This window comes from Devosia sp. J20-27 (genome assembly GCF_055808595.1).
This window is the reverse complement of record NZ_CM147875.1, coordinates 804,285-822,071: the sequence shown is the minus strand read 5'-3', so window position 1 is coordinate 822,071 and position 17,787 is coordinate 804,285. Positions and strand designations below refer to the sequence as shown.

Here is a 17,787-nt window from a genome sequence, read left to right as displayed (position 1 = left end):
GCCATCATCCAGCGCGCTCTGCCCACCGCGCGCCGCGCGCGATCCCGATGCCAGGGACCGGCGCAGACGCTTGCACTCCGCCGCTCAATCGCTTATCCGTTCCACCGTTGCACCCGTAGCTCAGCTGGATAGAGCGCTGCCCTCCGAAGGCAGAGGCCACACGTTCGAATCGTGTCGGGTGCGCCACCACTTCCTCAATTCTTGAAACCGCACCTGACCAGGACCGCAGGCCGCAGCCTCGGTCAGCGCCATCCGTTCAGTCCCGCCCGTCGGACTGGTCGCCGGCCGCGAGGCGTCGCTACAGGCAGCTGGAGACGAACAGCGTCGGGCCGAGGGTGATCGCTGTCGCAGCGAGAGCGGCGAGAGTGGTCACCGCTCCCATGCGCCGCAGTTCTGTCGGGTCGTTCTGGCGTCGGCGGCCCAGTTGCAGCGTCAGCGCAATGCCGAGCATGCCGACGGCCACCGCGTAGGCGATGATGAGCACGGCACGGTGCAGTTCCGGCGCCCAGCCGAAGCGACAGCCCAGATATTGCAGGCCGTAGACGGCAATGAAGGCCAGCGCCCAAAGCGCGAAGCCGACGAGGAGCGGCCGCAGCGGGCGGAGCATCAGGCGCCACCCGATCCGGCCAGCAGCACCATCAGGGCGAGCGCAGGCACGAGTGCGGCGGCGGCATAATCGGTCCAGAGCACGGCAAGCCGAAGGTCGGTGGCACGTAGCGCCGAGACATGGCCCGATCGCCAGCGCCAGGCCGCGTGACCGGCGACCAGCATGGCAAGGCCGGCATGCAGGGCGCAGTAGGCATAAAGAGCGAACCGCAGCGCCAGATTGGCATGGCTGGTCGCATCGCCCGCCAGCAGCATGCCCGAGATGCAGGCCATTGCGGTGAGGGCGGACAGCGTGGCGGCGCCCAGCAGCCAGCGATAGGGCGAGGTGCCCAGTGCATTCCGCCGTCGCGCCCGTCGCACCACGACACTGCCGGCAAGCGCGGTGACGAGACCGAGAGCCGGAAGCCAGTTGGTGGCTGGCGGCGGCCCGTCCCAGCCCGATGCCACGAGCGCCAGATAAAGCGCGCCGAACAGCAGTGAGGCATAGAGCGTGGCGTCGGCCGCTGCGGCGGCCCTGGCGGCCCACCAGGTGACATTGTCGGTGACTTCGGCATCGATCGGCACAGCCTCTCCCTGGCCGATATCGATCGGCCCGGCGTCCTGCCGGGCGCCCAGCCCGCGCGGCCAGACCAGGAACAGGGCGACGACCGCAATCGCTGCCAGCGGCACCAGCCAGTAGACCTTGAACAGCAGGCCGAGAAAGAACGCCCCGGTGGCCAGCGCGGTCCAGAGGGGCAGATAGGTCCGTCCGGGCAGGATGATGACCTGGTCGGGTTCGCCCGACATCATGTCGACACCCAGCGTCTCCTGGCGACCGTCGCGGACAAAGCCGAGATAGCCGCCCCCGGCAGCCAGCGCCCGGCCGAGTGCGGTCGCATCCAGATCGTCGGCGCGTGCCTCGAGCCGCGGCAGTGCGGCAAAGTTGTAGGCCGGCGGTGGCGTCGGCGTCGCCCATTCCAGCGTCCGCGCCCCCCACGGGTTGCGCGCGCCACGCATGCCGAAACGGAACTGCAGGATGATGTCGAGCAGCACCAGTGCGAAGCCGATCGTCATCAGGAAGCCGCCGACCGAGGACAGCAGGTTCAGCCAGTCCCAGCCCAGGTTGGAGGGATAGGTCGAGATGCGGCGCGGCATGCCCATCAGGCCGGTCAGGTGCATCAGGAAGAAGGTGAGGTTGAAGCCGATGATGATCAGCCAGAAGGCCGGGATGGAGAGGCGATAGAGGCTGCTGCGGCCGGTAAAATGCGGCAGCCAGTAATAGAGCGCCGCCAGCATCGGAAAGACGAAGCCGCCGACCAGCACGTAATGGAGGTGGGCAACCACGAAATAGCTGTCATGCGCCTGCGTATTGAACGGCACCATGGCCAGCATCACACCCGTCAGGCCACCGCAGACGAAGACGATGAAAAAGCCGATGACATAGAGCATCGGCACGTCGAACTTCGGTCGCCCCGAGGCGAGTGTCCCGATCCAGGCAAAGATCTGCACCGCAGTCGGGATCGCCACCAGGGCACTGGCCGCCGAAAAGAAGGCGAGCGCCAGATGCGGAATGCCCACCGTGAACATGTGGTGCACCCAGAGGCCGAAACTGAGGAAGCCCATGGCGACGATGGCAATGATGATGGCGTTGTAGCCGATCAGCGGGCGACGCGCGAAGGTCGGGATGATGGTGGCGAGCACACCGGCCGCCGGCAGGAAGATGATGTAGACCTCGGGGTGCCCGAACAGCCAGAAGAGGTGCTGCCAGAGCAGAGGGTCGCCGCCTCGCGTCGGGTCGAAATAGGGCAGGTCGAAGGCCCGCTCCAGCTCGAGCAGGATCGACCCCAGGATCAGCGGCGGGAAGCCGACCAGCATCATGCCGGCGGTGACCAGCATGTACCAGCCGAAGATCGGCATGCGCGTCAGCGACATCCCGGGCGCGCGCATCTTGAGGATGGTGACGATCAGCTCGACTGCCGCGGTGATCGCCGAAATCTCGACGAAGGTGATGCCGAGCAGCCAGACATCGGCGTTGATGCCGGGCGTGTAGGTGCCGGAGGAGAGCGGCGTATACATGAACCAGCCGGCATTGGGCGCGTAGCCGAGCACCATGGCCACGATCAGGATGGTGCCGCCGAACAGGTAGCACCAGAAGCCGTAGGCAGTCAGGCGCGGAAAGGCGAGGTCGCGCGCGCCCAGCAGCTTGGGCAGCATGTAGATCGCCAGCCCCTCGAACATCGGGATGGCGAACAGGAACATCATCACCGTGCCGTGCATGGTGAAGATCTGGTTGTAGAGCTCGGGACCTATGAAGGCGCTGTGCGGCGTGGCCAGCTGGGCGCGGATCAGCATCGCCAACGTGCCGCCGATAGTGAAGAAGACAAGGGCCAGCACCATGAAGCGCTTGCCGAGGATGTTGTGGTTGACGGCCGAGAGCCCGCCCCAACCTGGCGGCGTGCCCCAGATCCGGGTCAGCGCCTTGTGCAGGGCAATGGGAGACAGCGGCGCGCTCATGGTGTGCCTCCGATGGCGGCAGCATAGTCGGCGGCGACATGCGCCTCGACGACAAAGCCCATGGTTTCGTGGCCCTCGCCGCAATATTCGGCGCAGATGCCGCGATAGGTCCCCGGCTTGTCGGCCTGCAGGCGGATGACGTTGGTCTTGCCGGGGATCGCGTCGATCTTGCCGCCGAGCCGTGGCACCCAGAAACTGTGAATGACGTCGGCAGCGGTGACCACGATATCGACCGGTTCGCCGGCCGGCAGGTGGAGGATATCGCTCGATGTCGCGCCATTCGCTGCGGGATAGCTGAACTGCCACTGCCACCGGCTGGCATGGGCGGCAATGCGCAACGGCGCCTCGCCGCCCGGTTTGGGCAGTGACTGTTCGCCGAGGACGAGCGCGGTGATCAGCAGGGCGAGGAGGATCGGCAGCGGCATCACCAGCCCGCCTCCAACGATCCAGTGCACGGGGCGCAATCCGGCGAGGGCCGCTGGACGCAGATAGCTGACGGCCAGCAGGGCGATGACCAGCATGAAGAGCGCCGTCGCCCCCCAGAACATCACCCACCAGAGGGTGGCAATGCCGGCGGCGGATGGACCGGCCGGATCAAGGCTCGACAGCGGCGCAGCGCAACCTGCCAGCACTCCGGGCGTTGCTGCCACAGCAGCAAGGCGCATGGCGCGGAGGGTAACTTGGCCAAACTGGACACTGAACAGACCGAAATCGAAGCCGAGGAAACACCGCCCGAGGCCACCAGCAGCGACCCCAACCCCGGCATCCGCGAAGTGGCCGACAAGGATATCGGCTCGGCCATCGCCGTGGCGGGTCACCCGATCCATGCCATGCTGGTGCACTTTCCCATCGCTCTGGTGATCTGCACGCTGGGTGCTGACGGCCTCTACTGGCTGACCGGCGATCCGTTCTGGCTGCGTGTCGGCCTGTGGTCTGCGGGCGTGGCCTTCGGCTCGGGTATTCTTGCATCTCTGGCCGGCACCGCCGAACTGCTGGCCGTGCCGGGCATCCGCGTGCGCGTTGCCAGCTGGAACCACGCCATTGCGGCCATGACACTGATGGCTGTCGTCGGCGCCAATTTCGGCCTGCGCATCAACTTCCCCGATGCAGTGCTGCCGCATGGCATGCTGCTGTCGCTGCTGGCGGCCGGACTTACGGCACTGGCGGGTTGGCATGGCGGCAAGCTGGTCTTTGATCATGGGGTGGGTCTCATCATCTCAACCAAGCAGTAGCGTCGCCCAGCATCTCGCCGAGTGCGCCGGGGGCGAAGACATCAACCAGCCAGCCGGTGGGGAGTCCGTCCGGCTTGCCGAGCACTGTGACGAGAATGGCGCCGATGACCGTGGTGGTGAGGCCGGTAAAGACTGCAAACTCCCAGCCGCGATAGATCCGGCGCGGCGCGAACAGCTGCAGGATCACGAGGCCGCTGGTGACGTGGAGCAGCACCAAGGCCGCCACGAAGGCCAGCTTGACCGAGAACCACGGCTCGTATGTCGATTGCACGAAGATCAGCACAATCCCCGAAGCGACGGCGAGGAAGGCCGCGGGTGACACGAGGCCGACATAGAGAAAGCGCGTGAAGTTATGCAGGCGATGCAGCGCGTCGTCTTTCAGTCGCTGGCGTTGCAGGTAGAGAAACGGCAGGCAGAGCAATCCGGCCGACCAGCCAGAGATGGCCAGCACATGCACGAATTTGAGCAGGATGGCGGTCACGCCCGGCGGGCCTCGGCCGACCGCAGCCAGTGCGCCAGTCTCACCATGGCAACCAGCAGATTGGGCAGGCTGGCGGGGACCCACATGATAAGTCCGGCCAGTTGCTGATCGGTGTGCGCCGCGAGACCAAAGCCGGTGGTCGTGGTGAGGTGCGGCCAGTAGAGCGGCCGGTCGGCAAAGACCAGCAGCGCGCCCAGCAGGCCCATCTGCACGGTGATCGCCACAAGCCCCGCAATGGCCCGGGCCGGCGATGCGACCAGCACCGCTGCCCAGAACAGGGTGGCGCTGCCCAGCAGGCTGAGCTGCATGGCCCAGTAGACCGGCGTGCTGGTCAGGGCCAGGGCATAGGCGTCGGGCACGTGCCACAACCAGAAGATCACCGTATGCAGCGCTGCCAGCGGTGTCAGCAGGCGGCCCAGCCCATCGGCGGTGCCGGCCTCAATGCGGCCCTTCAGCCAGACGGCCAGCAGCGGCGCGGCCACGGCCACCAGCAGCACGTGGTGCACCACCCGCGCCGAAAAGATCGCCACTGTCAGCGCACAGAGCGGGCTGATGAAGATGACGGCCAGCACCCCCAGCCCGGAGAGAAAGGCGAAGCGCTCCCGCAAGGTAACACTGCGTCCGACGAGCACGGTCAGCGCCGCCATAGCCAGGAGAGCGATCAGCAGGGGATCAAGATTCCACCGCCCCCAGAGATCGTCCGGGAGCGGCGGTGGCCCGCAATAGCTGGTGATGGGCAATGACGCTGACATGGGACCTGACGCTGGCCGTGACCTAGGGTGACTCGCTTCGCGGCAGGGCGTAGGCGATGAAATAGTCGCCAATCGGCGTTTCCATGAAATCGTGACCGCCGGCATTGATCACCACGATCTGCTGGCCCTCTGCCTCATAGGTCATCGGTGTGGCCTGGCCGCCGGCCGGCAGCGTCACCTGCCAGATTTCGTCGCCGGTCTCGATGTCGATGGCCCGCAGGATGTTGTCGGTGGCTGCGGAAATGAAGAACAGACCCGAGGCCGTGATGACGCCGCCGCCATTGTTCGGCGTGCCAATGGTGACCGGCAGCATGGAGGGGATACCGAACGGACCATTCTGCCGGGCCGAGCCGAAGGGACGATCCCACAGGATTTCTCGCGTGTTGAGATCAATGGCGGCGATCCCGCCATAGGGCGGCTCCTTGCACAGCAGCCCGGTGAAGGGGACGCGCCAGCCGGCATTGACCCGGATACCATAGGGCGATTGGGCCTGCGGGCTGATGCTGCCATGCGAACCACCACCGGCTTCCGGGTTGTAGTTCGGATCGGTGATCGGCAGGATGCCGAGCCTGTCCACTTCCTCGCGCGGCACCAGCTGGTTGTAATTGGGCATGTTGTTGTAGTTGGCGATCATGATGCCCTTTTCCGGGTCGATCGCCACGCCACCCCAGTCGGTGCCGCCGTTATAACCGGGGAACTGGATCCACGGCCGGTCGACGGTGGGCGGCGTGTAGACGCCCTCGTAGCTCGCCTGGCGGAACTGGATGCGGCACCACAACTGGTCGAGCGGCGTGGCGCCCCACATGTCGGCCTCGGTCAGGTCGGGCTTGAGCAGATTGGGGAAGTCGGTGACGTAGGGCTGGGTCGGCGATAGCCGCTCCGGCTCCACACCGCCCTGCGGCGCGGGCCGCTCCTCGATATTGACCAGCGGCTCGCCGGTCTCGCGGTTGAGAATATAGAACTGCGCCTGCTTGGAAGGCATGACGATGGCCGGCACGGGGCCATCCGCGGTGGGGAAATCCACCAGCGTGCCCTGTGCACCAAGGTCGTAATCCCAGATGTCGTAGTGGACGGTCTGGTAGCTCCAGGCCACCTCGCCACTCTCGACATCCAGCGCCACGATGGCCGTCGAGTAGGTATTCTCCGCCTCGGAGCGGTCGCCGCCCCAGTAGTCGACGGCGGAGTTGCCCATCGGGATATAGACAAGGCCGAGGTCGTCGTCGCCCGACGCAATGGTCCAGCTGTTGGGTGTGCCGGGCGTGTAAATCTCGCCTTCCGGAGGCAGGCCGGTTTCGCCGGGGCGTCCCATGTCCCACGCCCAGTCGAGCTCGCCGGTGACCGCATTGAAGCCGCGGATGACACCCGAGGGCGCCTCGCGGGTCTGGCCGTCGCTGACTTGGCTGCCGACCACCAGCACGTCGCGCACCAGCGTCGGCGGAGATGTGGGAGCATAGAAGCCCGGCGCCGTATCGCCGATGCCTTCCAGCAGATTGACGATGCCGCCATTGCCGAAATCCGGGCAGAGCTGGCCGGTCTGGGTGTCGAGCGCAATCATGCGCGCGTCGTGCGTCAGGTTGACGACCCGCGTCGCGCAGAGATCGGTCGCAGCGGCGGCCGTGTTCTCGAAATAGACAAGGCCACGGCAGGACGCGTTATAGCCGATGGCATCGACAGGGGTCTCGGGGTCGTAGGTCCAGAACTCCGCGCCGGTGGCGGCATCGAGGGCACTGATCTTGTTGAGCGCCGAGCAGAGGTAGAGGCGATCCCCGACCTTGACCGGCGTATTCTGGTTGCCGAACGGTTCGTCGTTCTCGGGCAGGTCGCCGGTGCGGAACTCCCAGATCTTTTCCAGCTGGCCGACATTGTCCGGCGTGATCTGGGTAAGCGGCGAGTAGCGCGTCGCGGCGTGCGTGCCGCCATAGGCAGGCCAGTCGACACCGGTTTCGAGCCGGGCGTACGTCACGGGAGCCGCGGGGGCGTCGGTCGCAGCCGGAGCCGCATCAGATGAAACAGGAGCGGTCTCGTCTGGGGAGACCTCGGGAGCGGGCGCGGCTTCTGCAGAAGGGGCCGCCGCATCGTCCGTAATCGTCTCCTCGGCCGCGGGCGCCGGGGTCTCCTGCGCGAAGAGCGTCTGGTCACGCATGAGGCTCATGCCCAGGATCGCACCGACAGCAACGATGCCCACAGCAGCGCCGGCCATGGCGCCGCCGGGCATCCTCAGGCGTCCGCGCAACACCGGGATGGTGGCCAGCACGAGCAGCAGGATCAGTGTGGGGGCAACGAGCCGCGGCACCTGGGCCCAACCGTCAAATCCCGCCTCCCACAGCGCCCAGATCACCGTTGCAGCGAACACCGCGCAATAGATCCAAACGCCGACGATGGACCGACGAAACAGGAAATAGGCCGTGAGCAGGACACCGAGGCCGGCAGGGGCGTAGTACCAGGAGCCGCCAAGCATGATGAGCCATACTCCGCCGACCAGAATTGGCAGGCCGAGGATGACGAGCACGCCGGCCAGAAAAACAGTGGCCCAGTAGCCAGATCCGCGGTGAAGGTCAGCCATTAAGGACGCTCCTGACTTTGGTGGGACATCGTCGCCCCAACGCCTCGGTTCGGCCATGGTTCCGCCACTCGGCCGGATTGCTTCTGCACTGACGTGGAAGTGGTGACGCGGAGTGACGCGGCTTCTGACGGCGCCGGAAGCAGCCTTGAAACGCCATGCTGGCATGTTACCAAGGCGGGGCCTCCAGTGCCTCAGGATCCCCCGCCATGACCGATAGACTGCCCCCCGACCTCTTTCTGCCCGACGAGAAGAAGGCATGGTTCACACATGACCGGTTCGGCATGTTCATCCACTGGGGCATCTACGCGCTGGCGGCGCGGCACGAGTGGGTGAAAAGCCGCGAAGAGATCGACGATGCGGGGTACCAGAAGTATTTCGACAACTTCGATCCCGATCTCTACGACCCGCGAGAATGGGCCCGCCGGGCGCGTGACGCGGGCACGAAATACGTTGTGCTGACCGCCAAGCATCATGACGGCTTCTGTCTCTGGGACAGCCAGGCGACCGACTACAAGGCCACCAACACCCCCTATGGCCGCGACCTGCTCGGGCCGTTCGTCGAGGCGTTCCGCGCCGAAGGGTTGAAGATCGGCTTCTACTATTCGCTGCCCGACTGGCACCACCCGGACTTCGGCATCGACATGTACCATCCGCTGCGCAACCGCGAGGATGCGGCCGAACTGAACAAGGCGCGCGAGGGTGCCCGCTATGCCGCCTATCTGCGCCAGCAGGTGACGGAACTGCTGACCGGCTATGGCAGGATCGACATCATCTGGTTCGACTTCAGCTATCCGGAGCGCACCTACAAGGGGCTGCCCGGCAAGGGGCGCGACGACTGGCAGAGCCTCGAACTGCTCAAGCTGGTACGCCAGTTGGCACCCGACATCATTGTCAACAATCGACTCGACCTGGAAACCGATACGCCGGACATGATCACGCCCGAGCAGTACACGCCGCGCACGCCGCCGCTGATCAACGGCAAGGAGCTGACCTGGGAGATGTGCCAGACCTTCTCCGGCTCGTGGGGGTACTATCGCGACGAGGAGAGCTGGAAGAGCGCCGAGCAGCTGATCCAGATCCTGATCGACGGCGTGTCGCTCGGCGGCAATCTGTTGATGAATGTCGGACCGACAGCACGCGGCACCTTCGACCAGCGCGCCATCGATGCGCTTGAGGCCTACGCGAAGTGGATGCGGCTCCACAGCCGCGCCATCTACGGCGCAGGGCGCTCGAGCTACACGGCGCCCGACGGCTGCAGGTTCACCCAGAAGGGCAACCGCCTCTATCTCCACATCTACAACTGGCCCAACCGCTACCTGCATCTCGACGGCCTCGCCGGCAGAGTGACGTACGCGCAACTGCTGAACGATGCGAGCGAGGTGCAGTGGGTCGGGGCGCACACCGACCCGCATTTTGTGCCGCCGGTCGGCGAAACGACGCTGACCCTCGACTTGCCGGTCAAGCGCCCGGACGTGGTGGTGCCTGTCGTCGAACTGATCCTGAGGGACGAGTAATGACCACCACGATCCGCCAGGAACGCCTGGCGCTGCCGATGTCACCCCTCGGCAAGCCCAGCAATCTGCCGCGCTTCCGCTGGCAGCAGCCGATGCCCGATCGGGAGACGCCACCAGATTTCGGGCTGTCCGAAGAGGAAAGCCGCCACGGTTTCAGCTGGGGCGAGGATTCCATCCTGCCCTATCAGGTGTCGGACGACTATGGCCGCGACCTCAAGCAGGGTGAACTCGAGGTGCTGGTCATCGAGAACGGTCGGTTGCGGGCCGTGGTCGCGCCCGCGCTCGGCGGCCGGTTGCTGGAGCTCAGGGACCTGAGGAACGGTCGTGACCTGGTATTTCGCAATCCGGTATTCCAGCCGGCCAATCTCGCGGCCCTCAATGCCTGGTTCTCTGGCGGCATCGAATGGAATGGCCTCATTCCAGGACACACGCCCTTCACCTGTGCGCCGGTCTTCGCCGGCGTCCGCGAGACGCCGGAAGGGCCGCTGCTCAGGATCTACGAGTTCGACCGGATCGTCGAGGCAACCTGGCAGGTCGATCTGTTCCTGCCGCACGACTCGCCGCAGCTATTTGCCCACGGCCGCATCGTCAATCCGTCGGTCGAACCGCGACTGGCCTATTGGTGGACCAACGTTGCGGCGCCGATGAGCGCCGGCACCCGCGTGCTCAGCCCCGCCGACTACTCGATCGAGCACATCTGGCCGGGCAACAATCTGGGCCGCTGCGACTTTCCACGCGCCGACCTCGACACCTCCTACCCCGACAACTGGGTGAACGCGACGTCGGTGTTCTTCCGCGCGCCTGCCGCGCCGCGCCGTTTCATCACCTCGGTGGACAGTGCCGGCTACGGACTGATGCAGACCAGCACGGCCGAGCTGCAGGGGCGCAAGTTCTTCTATTTCGGCAGCGCCGTCGGCGGGCAGAACTGGATGGATTTTCTCGCCCGGCCCGGTGAAGGCGCCTATCTCGAAATCCAGAGCGGCGTCGCACCGACGCAGAACCAGCGCTTCGAACTGCAGCCCGGTGAGGAACTGGAATGGACCGAGGTTTACATGCCGGTCCAGCTCGATCCCGACAAGGCGCATGACACTGACTATCGGGCGGCCGTGACCCATGCTGCAGGCACGTTGGACAGATTGGTGTCGGCCGACGAGTTGCAGCGCGTCGATGCCCTGCTGCGCACTCAGGCGCGCTTGCCACTCGATACCCGGCACTCGACTGGCGACCGCTGGGGCGATCGTCAGGAAAGGTTGCTCGGCACCAGTCTGGCGGCAGGCCTCGATTTCAGCGTCGCTGGAGCGGACGAGGTCTGGGATCAACTGGCGCGGGATGGCGTCATCTCTGCCGCAATGCTGGAAACGGTGCCGCAGGGGATCGTGGTCTCGAAGGCCTGGATCGACAGGGTCGAGGCCAGTGCCGCGGCGCAGGGAACCAGCTGGCTGCACGAGCTGATCCTCGCCACCGCAGCGCTCGATCGCGGCGATCGCGCGTCAGCCGGTAAACATGTCGCGGCATCGCTGGCCCTGAAACCGACCTGGCCGGCCCACCGGCTGGCGGCTTTGCTCGCCGATGATGTGGATGCGGCGGTGCGCAGCTACTTTGCAGCCTGGGCGACGGGTGCTGCGCCGCCGGAGCTGGCTGTCGAGATTGCGACGTACCTGATGGCCCACGAACGGTCAGCGGAGCTGAAGACCTTCCTCGGTGCGCTGCCGGACAATGTGCGCAACAAGGAACGGATCATCCTCGCGCGCGCCGTGGCGGCCGGCAATGACGGGGCATATGACGAACTCGAACGCCTGCTGCTCGGCCAGCAATTTGCGTCGATCCGCGAGGGCGAGACGCTGCTGTCGGACCTCTGGGTGCAACTCCGCCAAGGACGGCTGGAGGCAAGTCTGGGGCGGCCATCAACCGCCGAGGAGCGTCGCGCCGACCTTGTGGCGCACCCGTTGCCCCGTCAGCTCGATCTGCGCATGCATGACGCCTAGGTTGTTCGGGCCCGGGCAGCGGCATTGCGTGCCGACAACGAGGCGGCGATGTGCTTGAGCATCGGCTCGTCGACGGCAATGCCATGGTGTCGCAGCGCCAGCACGGCTGCGCCGACCGTGCCATCGCCGGAGAGCCGGATGTCCGGCTCGTGGCCGGCGGCGCGCACCGCGTCGGCTATGGCCAGGGGCAGGTCGCTCAGATGTGCGGCGATGCTGCCACCCAGCACCACCGGGCCGGGCATGCCGGGGTCGAAGACGTGCCGGAAGTCGGCGAGCAGGTAGTGCTCCGACTGCACCAGCAGGCCGTTTGCCACGGCATCGTCGCGATTGGCGATCACCAGCGGAGCGAAGCCGGCAAGTTCGATCGGCCGCATCTTGTAGATGACGTCGATGAACTGCCGCAGCGGCATTGGTCGCCCGTCGAACGCGCGATCGTCCGATTGCGCAATGCCAAGCTGATCGAGTACCGCCTGCGTCAGCGCTGTCTTCGGGCCGCGGTCTTCGAGCGCGGCGGCGACCGCGATCGCCGTCTGATGTCCGAGCCAGTAGCCCGAGCCGAGATCGCCGAGCAGATAGCCGGCCGCATCGACCACGCTCTCGATCTCGCCGCCGCGCACGCGCACCGCGCCCGAGCCGGTGCCGCAGAAGACGCAATAGCCCTCCGTCGCTGCGGTAACCGACGGCAACATGGCATGCGTGTCGCCGGTCATGACCAGCGGTCCCGTCAGCCCCAGCGCCCGGAAGGCCTCGTCCAGGCGCCGCTCGACTTCAGCATTGCGGGGGCCGGCGATGGCGAGCAACGCCACCTTGATGTCGAGCGGCAACCCCGCGTCGGCGGCTGCGCCCTCTGCGGCGGTCACGATGGCCGCTGCGGCCTGCTCCGGCGGGTTGGAGCCCGGGTTGCCGCCGCGGTTCCGGCCCACGCCGAGGCAGTTGCCGTCTCGATCGATAAGCGTGGCGCGTGAGGTGGAGCCGCCGACGTCGATAGCCAGAAACGCTGTTGTCATTCTGTCATACGACCGCTTGTCATATGCAGACTTGCTGGATAAGAATTGTTTTCATCCATCGGGTGGCCGTCTTGAGAGTGATTTTCAGGCATGAGCGCGTAGCACAAATATGACAGCTGTCGCAAAGACCTTCAGTGTGCTGGATCGCATCGAGACTTACCAGTCCCAGATGCCAGCCACGATGGCCAAAATCGCAGCTGTGCTGATGGACGATCCCAAGGCGCCACTCAGCCTGTCGATCACCGATCTCGCCGAACGCGCCGGCACCTCCGCCGCCAGCGTCACCCGCTTCTGCCGCACCATCGGCTATACCGGTTATGCACAACTGCGCGTCGGCATTGCCGAGGACGTCGGCCGCGGCGGCTCCAAGGCTGCCTGGATCGCCGATATCGGCCGCTCCTTCGGCCCGGACGATCCGCCCGACCAGATCCGCACGGTGCTTCTCAATACCCACACCCTTTCGCTGCAGACGACAGCCGGCCTGCTCGATCTCGACGCCGCCGTCCGTGTCGCCGATGCCATCGGCAAGGCCCGGCATGTCGATGTCTACGGCGTCGGCGGCAGTTCGCTCACGGCGCTCGAAACGCAGCACCGGTTTTACCGCATCGGCATCAATGTCCATACCTGGGCCGAAGTGCACAACGGGCTGACCAGCGCCGCCATTCTCGACCAGAACTGCGTGGCGATCGGCATCTCAAACACCGGCCGTACCGACGAAACCATTCACATGCTGAGCGTCGCCAAGGCGACCGGCGCGTACACGGTGGCGATCACCGGCAACCCGGAGTCCCCGCTCGCCAAGCTGGCGGACGACGTGCTGACGGCGGCGTCCCCGAATGGCTATCTGCAGCCGGCGGACCTGTCGGCGCGGCACTGTCAGCTGTTCGTCGTCGATCTTCTCTACCTGCTGATCGCGCAAGCCAATTTCGAACGGACCACGCGTCTGCTCGCCGCTTCCGGCGCTGCGGTGGCCTCACGCCGCCGCCCTGCCCGCGGCACCGCCCTTGCCAACCACAACACCCGTCCCGCGACGGCCTGAAGTCCGAAAGACCGAGAAACGATGACTGACCTGAATGCACAATACCTAAAAGAAGTCTCGACCCGCCTCGAGCGTCTCGCCGGCCCCAATCCGGCCATCGACGAGGCGATTTCGGTGATCGCCAACTCGCTGGAGAACAATGGTGTGGTGCAGGCGTTCGGCACCGGTCACTCCGAAGCCTTCGCCATGGAGATTGCCGGCCGGGCCGGTGGCCTGATCGCGACCAACCGCATGGCGCTGCGCACCCTGGTGCTGCGCGGCGACCGCAAAGTCTCCGAACTCGGCGGCGCCGAGTTCGAGCGCGACCCCAATATCGGCGAGAACCTTCTGGCCCTGTTCGACGTGCAGCCCAATGACGTCTTCATCATCGCCTCGAACTCGGGCGTCAACGGCTCCATCCTCGGCGTGGCGCTCGCCGCCAAGTCGCGCGGCCACAAGGTGATCGCTGTCACCAGCCTCGACCACACCATGAAGGTTCAGCCCAAGCACCCCAGCGGCAAGCGTCTCAGCGAAGTCGCCGATATCGTCATCGACAATCTGGCGCCATATGGCGACAGCACCATGAAACTGGAGGGCGGCATCGGTATCGGTGCGGTGTCCTCGATCACTGCCGCCTTTATTGCGCAGCGCATCACCATCGGCGTCGCCGAGACGATCCGCCTGCGCGGGAAAACACCCCCGGTCTATATTTCGGCCAACATTCCGGAGGGGGATGAGCACAACCGTGCTCTCGAAGATCTCTACGGCGACCGGATTCGCAGGGAAGCGTAAGCGCCTTGCAGATCCGGCCGGCGTGAGGTTGTATGAGTTTCAAATATCTACAAGGGAAGGGACTGACATGAAGAAGTCTTTTGATCGCCGCACGTTCCTGCGTGGCACCACCGCCTTGGCAGCGGTTGCGCCATTCAGTGGCCTGCTCGGCTCGACCAGCGCTCTCGCGCAGGACGCAGCCAACCCGTTCGGCCTGGCCGAGGGGTCTACCGTTGACGCCGTGATCTTCAACGGCGGCTACGGCATCGACTATGTCGAGTTCGCCGCGAACCTGATGCAGGCGAACCACCCCAGTGTCACGGTCAAGGTGTCGCCGTCGACCCAGATCGCCCAGGAGCTGCAGCCGCGGTTCCTCGGTGGCAACCCGCCGGATCTGATCGACAACTCCGGTGCCCAGGCCATCGGCTTCAGCGCCATCATCGACCAGCTCGAGGACATGAACTCGGTGCTCGACGCGCCCAGCCTTGAGGGCGTCACGATCCGCGACACTCTCGTGGGTGGCGTCGAAAAGCCCGGTACCTTTGGCGACAAGTTCATCGCGCTCAACTACGTGATGACGGTCTACGGCATCTGGTACTCGGCCCAGCTGTTCGAAGACAATGGCTGGACTCCGCCGACCACCTGGGCCGAAGCCATCGAACTGGGCAAGGCCGCCAAGGAAAAGGGCCTCTACCTCTTCGGTTGGGGCAAGGAAGCCGCCACCTACTACCGCACGACCGCAGTCGCTTCGGCGATCAAGGAAGGCGGCGACGAGGTGCGTCTCGCTGTCGAGAACTTCACGCCGGGCTTCTGGTCGCATCCGGCCTTCCAGTCGGTGTTCAACTCGCTCTACGAGATCATCCAGGGCGGCATGATGAAGCCGGGCGGCGCTGGTACCCAGTTCACCGCTGCGCAGGCGCAGTGGTCGAACGACCAGTCCTTCCTGCTCTATCCGTCGGGTTCCTGGATCGAGAACGAGATGAAGCCGGCGACCAAGGAAGGTTTCCGCATGACCGGCATGGCGGAACTCTCCGTCTCCGACAATGGCGCTCTGCCCAAGTCGGCACTGCATGCCACTGCGGGCGAACCCTTCATCATCCCGCTCGGCGCGCTCAACCTCGCCGGTGGCAAGGAACTGCTCCGCACCATGCTCTCGAAGGAAGCCGCGACGAACTTTGCCAAGAGCAAGCTCGCCCCGACGATCGTCAAGGACACCGTGCCGGCCGATGGTTTCGGTTCGACCGCCCTTGTCTCGCAGAGCAAGCTGCTGGCTGAAGCCGGCAACGACGTCTTCACCTGGAACTCGTTCGACCTCTACGGCACGAACCAGGATGAACTCGTCGCCTGGAACAGCTTCCTCGATGGCAAGCTGGACGTGGCGGCCTTCACTGCTGCCCTGCAGCAGATCACGGACGCAGTCTACAACGACGCTTCGGTCACGAAAGTCGAAGTGAAGTAATGGACGGCACGATGGCGAGGTCACCGGTCACAGCGAACCGCCGGTGGAAATTACCGAGCCTGGAGAACACCGGCTTCATGCTGGTGTTCCTCGGCATTCCTCTGGCGATCTACGTGGTCTTCGTGATCTCGCCATTCGTGCAGGCCTTCTATTATTCCCTGACCGACTGGTCGGGGTTCTCCAAGAACATGAATTTCGTTGGCTTGGCCAACTACGTCGCCTTGCTCAGCGACCCGGTCTTCACCAAGGCCGTCTACAACAGCATCTTCCTGGTGCTGGTCCTGCCGCCGCTTGTCATCATTCTCTCGCTGACGCTCGCCACCCTGGTGACCGTTGGCGGCGTGACCAAGGGCGAGGTACGGGGCCTCAAGCACTCCGGCATCTACCGCGTCATCTCGTTTTTCCCCTACACCGTCCCCGCCATCGTCATCGGTATCCTCTGGGCGCAGATGTATGATCCGTCCAGCGGCCTGCTGAACGGCATCCTGACAGCAATGGGGTTCGAATTCTTCAAATCCTTCGCCTGGCTGGGTGACGAGCGCACGGCCATGGGCGCCTCGATCTTTGTCATCGCCTGGTCGATGGTCGGCTTCTACATGGTGCTGTTCATCGCGGCGATCAAAGGCGTGCCTGCCGACGTCTACGAGGCGGCGCGTGTCGATGGCGCGGGGCGCTTCCGCACGGCGATCAGCATCACCGTGCCGATGATCCGGGACACCATCCGGACCGCCTATATCTATCTCGGCATTCTGGCACTCGATGCCTTCGTCTACATGCAGGCGCTCAACCCCTCCGGCGGCCCGGCGAACTCCACCGTGGTTATCTCCCAGCATCTGCTGAACACGGCCTTCAAGAAGGGCAAGTTTGGCTATGCGACGTCGATGGGCGCGACGCTTGCGATCATCACCCTGGCCTTCGCCGCCATCGTCTTCCTGGTCTTCTGGTGGACCGGCCGCCCGGCAAAATGGACGACCACCGGCACCACTGCAGCACCGGCCGCCCGCGCCGTCACCCCAGCAAGCACACCCAAAGCGCCAGCCAGCCGGAGCGAACGGGCGGCGCCCCGCAAGCCGTTCTGGACCGACAAGACCGTCGCCGGCATTTCGCACGTGGCGCTGATTGCCTGGGTGATCGTCATCTGCGCACCGCTCCTCTGGGTGCTGATGAGTTCGTTCAAGACCACCTCGCAGATCTTCGGGTCACCGTTCTCGCTGCCGACGAGCTTCAACTTCGACAACTACATCTCGGCCTGGACCACGGCGAGCATCGGCACCTATTTCGTCAATACGATCATCGTCGTCGGCGGCGCACTGGTCATCGTCATGCTGCTCGGCTCGATGTGCGCGTACTATCTGGCGCGCTACGAGTTCAAGGGCAGCAAGATCATCTACTACCTCATGCTGGCAGGCCTGACCTTCCCGGTGTTTCTCGCCGTGGTGCCGCTGTTCCAGACATTGAGGGGGTTCGGGCTGCTCAACACCTTCCCGGGCCTCATCCTCACTTATGTCGCCTTTGCACTGCCGTTCACGGTCTTCTTCCTCTACGCCTTCTTCCGGACCTTGCCGCAGGAAGTCGCCGAGGCGGCCATGCTCGATGGGGCCGGTCCGTGGCGCATCTTCTTCACGATCATGCTGCCCATGGCCAAGCCGGGCATCGCATCGGTGGCGATCTTCAACTTCCTCGGCCTCTGGAACCAGTTCCTGTTGCCGATCGCGCTCAATACCAACACCGCCAACTACGTGCTGAGCCAGGGCATGGCGTCCTTCGCCTCGCAGGCGGGCTACGCGGTCAATTTCGGCGCGCTGTTCGCCGCCGTGGTGATCACGGTGCTGCCGGTGCTGGTCACTTACATCATCTTCCAGCGCCAGCTGCAGGGCTCTGTGTCGCCCGGCCTATTGAAGTAGCG

General features: G+C 65.1%; 14 protein-coding genes and 1 tRNA gene. 8 read left to right on the top strand and 7 right to left on the bottom strand.

From position 1 onward, the window contains the following. The first annotated feature begins 109 nt into the window (after positions 1-109). A tRNA-Arg gene (locus tag AC0L4C_RS03980) sits at positions 110-186 on the top strand. Between the two features lie 112 nt (positions 187-298). On the opposite strand, the gene AC0L4C_RS03975 is transcribed toward AC0L4C_RS03980, so the two are convergent. The 3 genes from AC0L4C_RS03975 to coxB are packed head-to-tail and all read right to left on the bottom strand — an operon-like array spanning position 299 to position 3,764. Further along, positions 299-607, bottom strand: coding sequence for a hypothetical protein (locus AC0L4C_RS03975; protein ID WP_473402232.1), 309 nt, complete (start codon positions 605-607; stop codon positions 299-301). Beyond that, the gene (ctaD, locus tag AC0L4C_RS03970) at positions 607-3,099 is read right to left on the bottom strand and encodes a cytochrome c oxidase subunit I (protein WP_473402231.1); all 2,493 of its coding nucleotides are present in this window, start codon (positions 3,097-3,099) and stop codon (positions 607-609) included. The genes AC0L4C_RS03975 and ctaD overlap by 1 nt, the downstream gene beginning before the upstream one ends. Next, positions 3,096-3,764, bottom strand: a complete 669-nt coding sequence (gene coxB, locus AC0L4C_RS03965; protein WP_473402230.1) for a cytochrome c oxidase subunit II — start codon at positions 3,762-3,764, stop codon at positions 3,096-3,098. Before coxB ends, ctaD begins: the two co-directional genes overlap by 4 nt. A gap of 24 nt (positions 3,765-3,788) precedes the next feature. Here coxB and AC0L4C_RS03960 point away from each other — a divergent pair, with 24 nt between their 5' ends. After that, positions 3,789-4,331 carry a DUF2231 domain-containing protein gene (locus AC0L4C_RS03960; RefSeq protein WP_473403445.1) on the top strand — a complete coding sequence of 181 codons (543 nt, stop codon included), beginning with the start codon at positions 3,789-3,791 and terminating at the stop codon, positions 4,329-4,331. Here AC0L4C_RS03960 and AC0L4C_RS03955 read toward each other — a convergent pair. Genes AC0L4C_RS03955 through AC0L4C_RS03945 form a run of 3 tightly spaced genes read right to left on the bottom strand, consistent with a single transcriptional unit; the run spans position 4,312 to position 8,127 of the window. Next, positions 4,312-4,812, bottom strand: a complete 501-nt coding sequence (locus AC0L4C_RS03955) for a CopD family protein (protein WP_473402229.1) — start codon at positions 4,810-4,812, stop codon at positions 4,312-4,314. The two genes, AC0L4C_RS03960 and AC0L4C_RS03955, sit on opposite strands and share 20 nt — an antisense overlap. Next, positions 4,809-5,564 (bottom strand): cytochrome c oxidase assembly protein, encoded by a 756-nt coding sequence (locus AC0L4C_RS03950; protein WP_473402228.1) that lies wholly within the window; start codon positions 5,562-5,564, stop codon positions 4,809-4,811. Before AC0L4C_RS03950 ends, AC0L4C_RS03955 begins: the two co-directional genes overlap by 4 nt. A 22-nt stretch (positions 5,565-5,586) precedes the next feature. Next, on the bottom strand, positions 5,587-8,127 hold the full coding sequence (locus AC0L4C_RS03945; RefSeq protein ID WP_473402227.1) for a membrane-bound PQQ-dependent dehydrogenase, glucose/quinate/shikimate family: 2,541 nt from the start codon (positions 8,125-8,127) through the stop codon (positions 5,587-5,589). 206 nt (positions 8,128-8,333) lie between these two features. On the opposite strand from AC0L4C_RS03945, the gene AC0L4C_RS03940 reads away from it, so the two are divergent. Continuing rightward, entirely contained in the window at positions 8,334-9,641 is a 1,308-nt protein-coding gene (locus tag AC0L4C_RS03940; protein ID WP_473402226.1) for an alpha-L-fucosidase, read from the top strand. Then, positions 9,641-11,626, top strand: a complete 1,986-nt coding sequence (locus AC0L4C_RS03935; protein WP_473402225.1) for a DUF5107 domain-containing protein — start codon at positions 9,641-9,643, stop codon at positions 11,624-11,626. Before AC0L4C_RS03940 ends, AC0L4C_RS03935 begins: the two co-directional genes overlap by 1 nt. Here the strand turns inward: AC0L4C_RS03935 and AC0L4C_RS03930 are convergent. Next, complete coding sequence (locus AC0L4C_RS03930) at positions 11,623-12,633, bottom strand: N-acetylglucosamine kinase (RefSeq protein ID WP_473402224.1); 1,011 nt, start codon at positions 12,631-12,633, stop codon at positions 11,623-11,625. The two genes, AC0L4C_RS03935 and AC0L4C_RS03930, sit on opposite strands and share 4 nt — an antisense overlap. 109 nt (positions 12,634-12,742) lie before the next feature. Here AC0L4C_RS03930 and AC0L4C_RS03925 point away from each other — a divergent pair, with 109 nt between their 5' ends. The 4 genes from AC0L4C_RS03925 (at position 12,743) to AC0L4C_RS03910 (ending at position 17,785) form a co-directional block, all read left to right on the top strand. After that, positions 12,743-13,672: a MurR/RpiR family transcriptional regulator gene (locus tag AC0L4C_RS03925; RefSeq protein ID WP_473402223.1), complete on the top strand. Its 930-nt coding sequence runs from the start codon at positions 12,743-12,745 to the stop codon at positions 13,670-13,672. Positions 13,673-13,693: 21 nt separating this feature from the next. Next, entirely contained in the window at positions 13,694-14,443 is a 750-nt protein-coding gene (locus tag AC0L4C_RS03920) for a sugar isomerase domain-containing protein (RefSeq protein ID WP_473402222.1), read from the top strand. A 67-nt stretch (positions 14,444-14,510) separates the two neighbouring features. Next, positions 14,511-15,881: an N-acetylglucosamine/diacetylchitobiose ABC transporter substrate-binding protein gene (ngcE, locus tag AC0L4C_RS03915; RefSeq protein WP_473402221.1), complete on the top strand. Its 1,371-nt coding sequence runs from the start codon at positions 14,511-14,513 to the stop codon at positions 15,879-15,881. 11 nt (positions 15,882-15,892) lie between these two features. Continuing rightward, complete coding sequence (locus tag AC0L4C_RS03910; protein WP_473402220.1) at positions 15,893-17,785, top strand: ABC transporter permease; 1,893 nt, start codon at positions 15,893-15,895, stop codon at positions 17,783-17,785. Positions 17,786-17,787 lie beyond the last annotated feature (2 nt).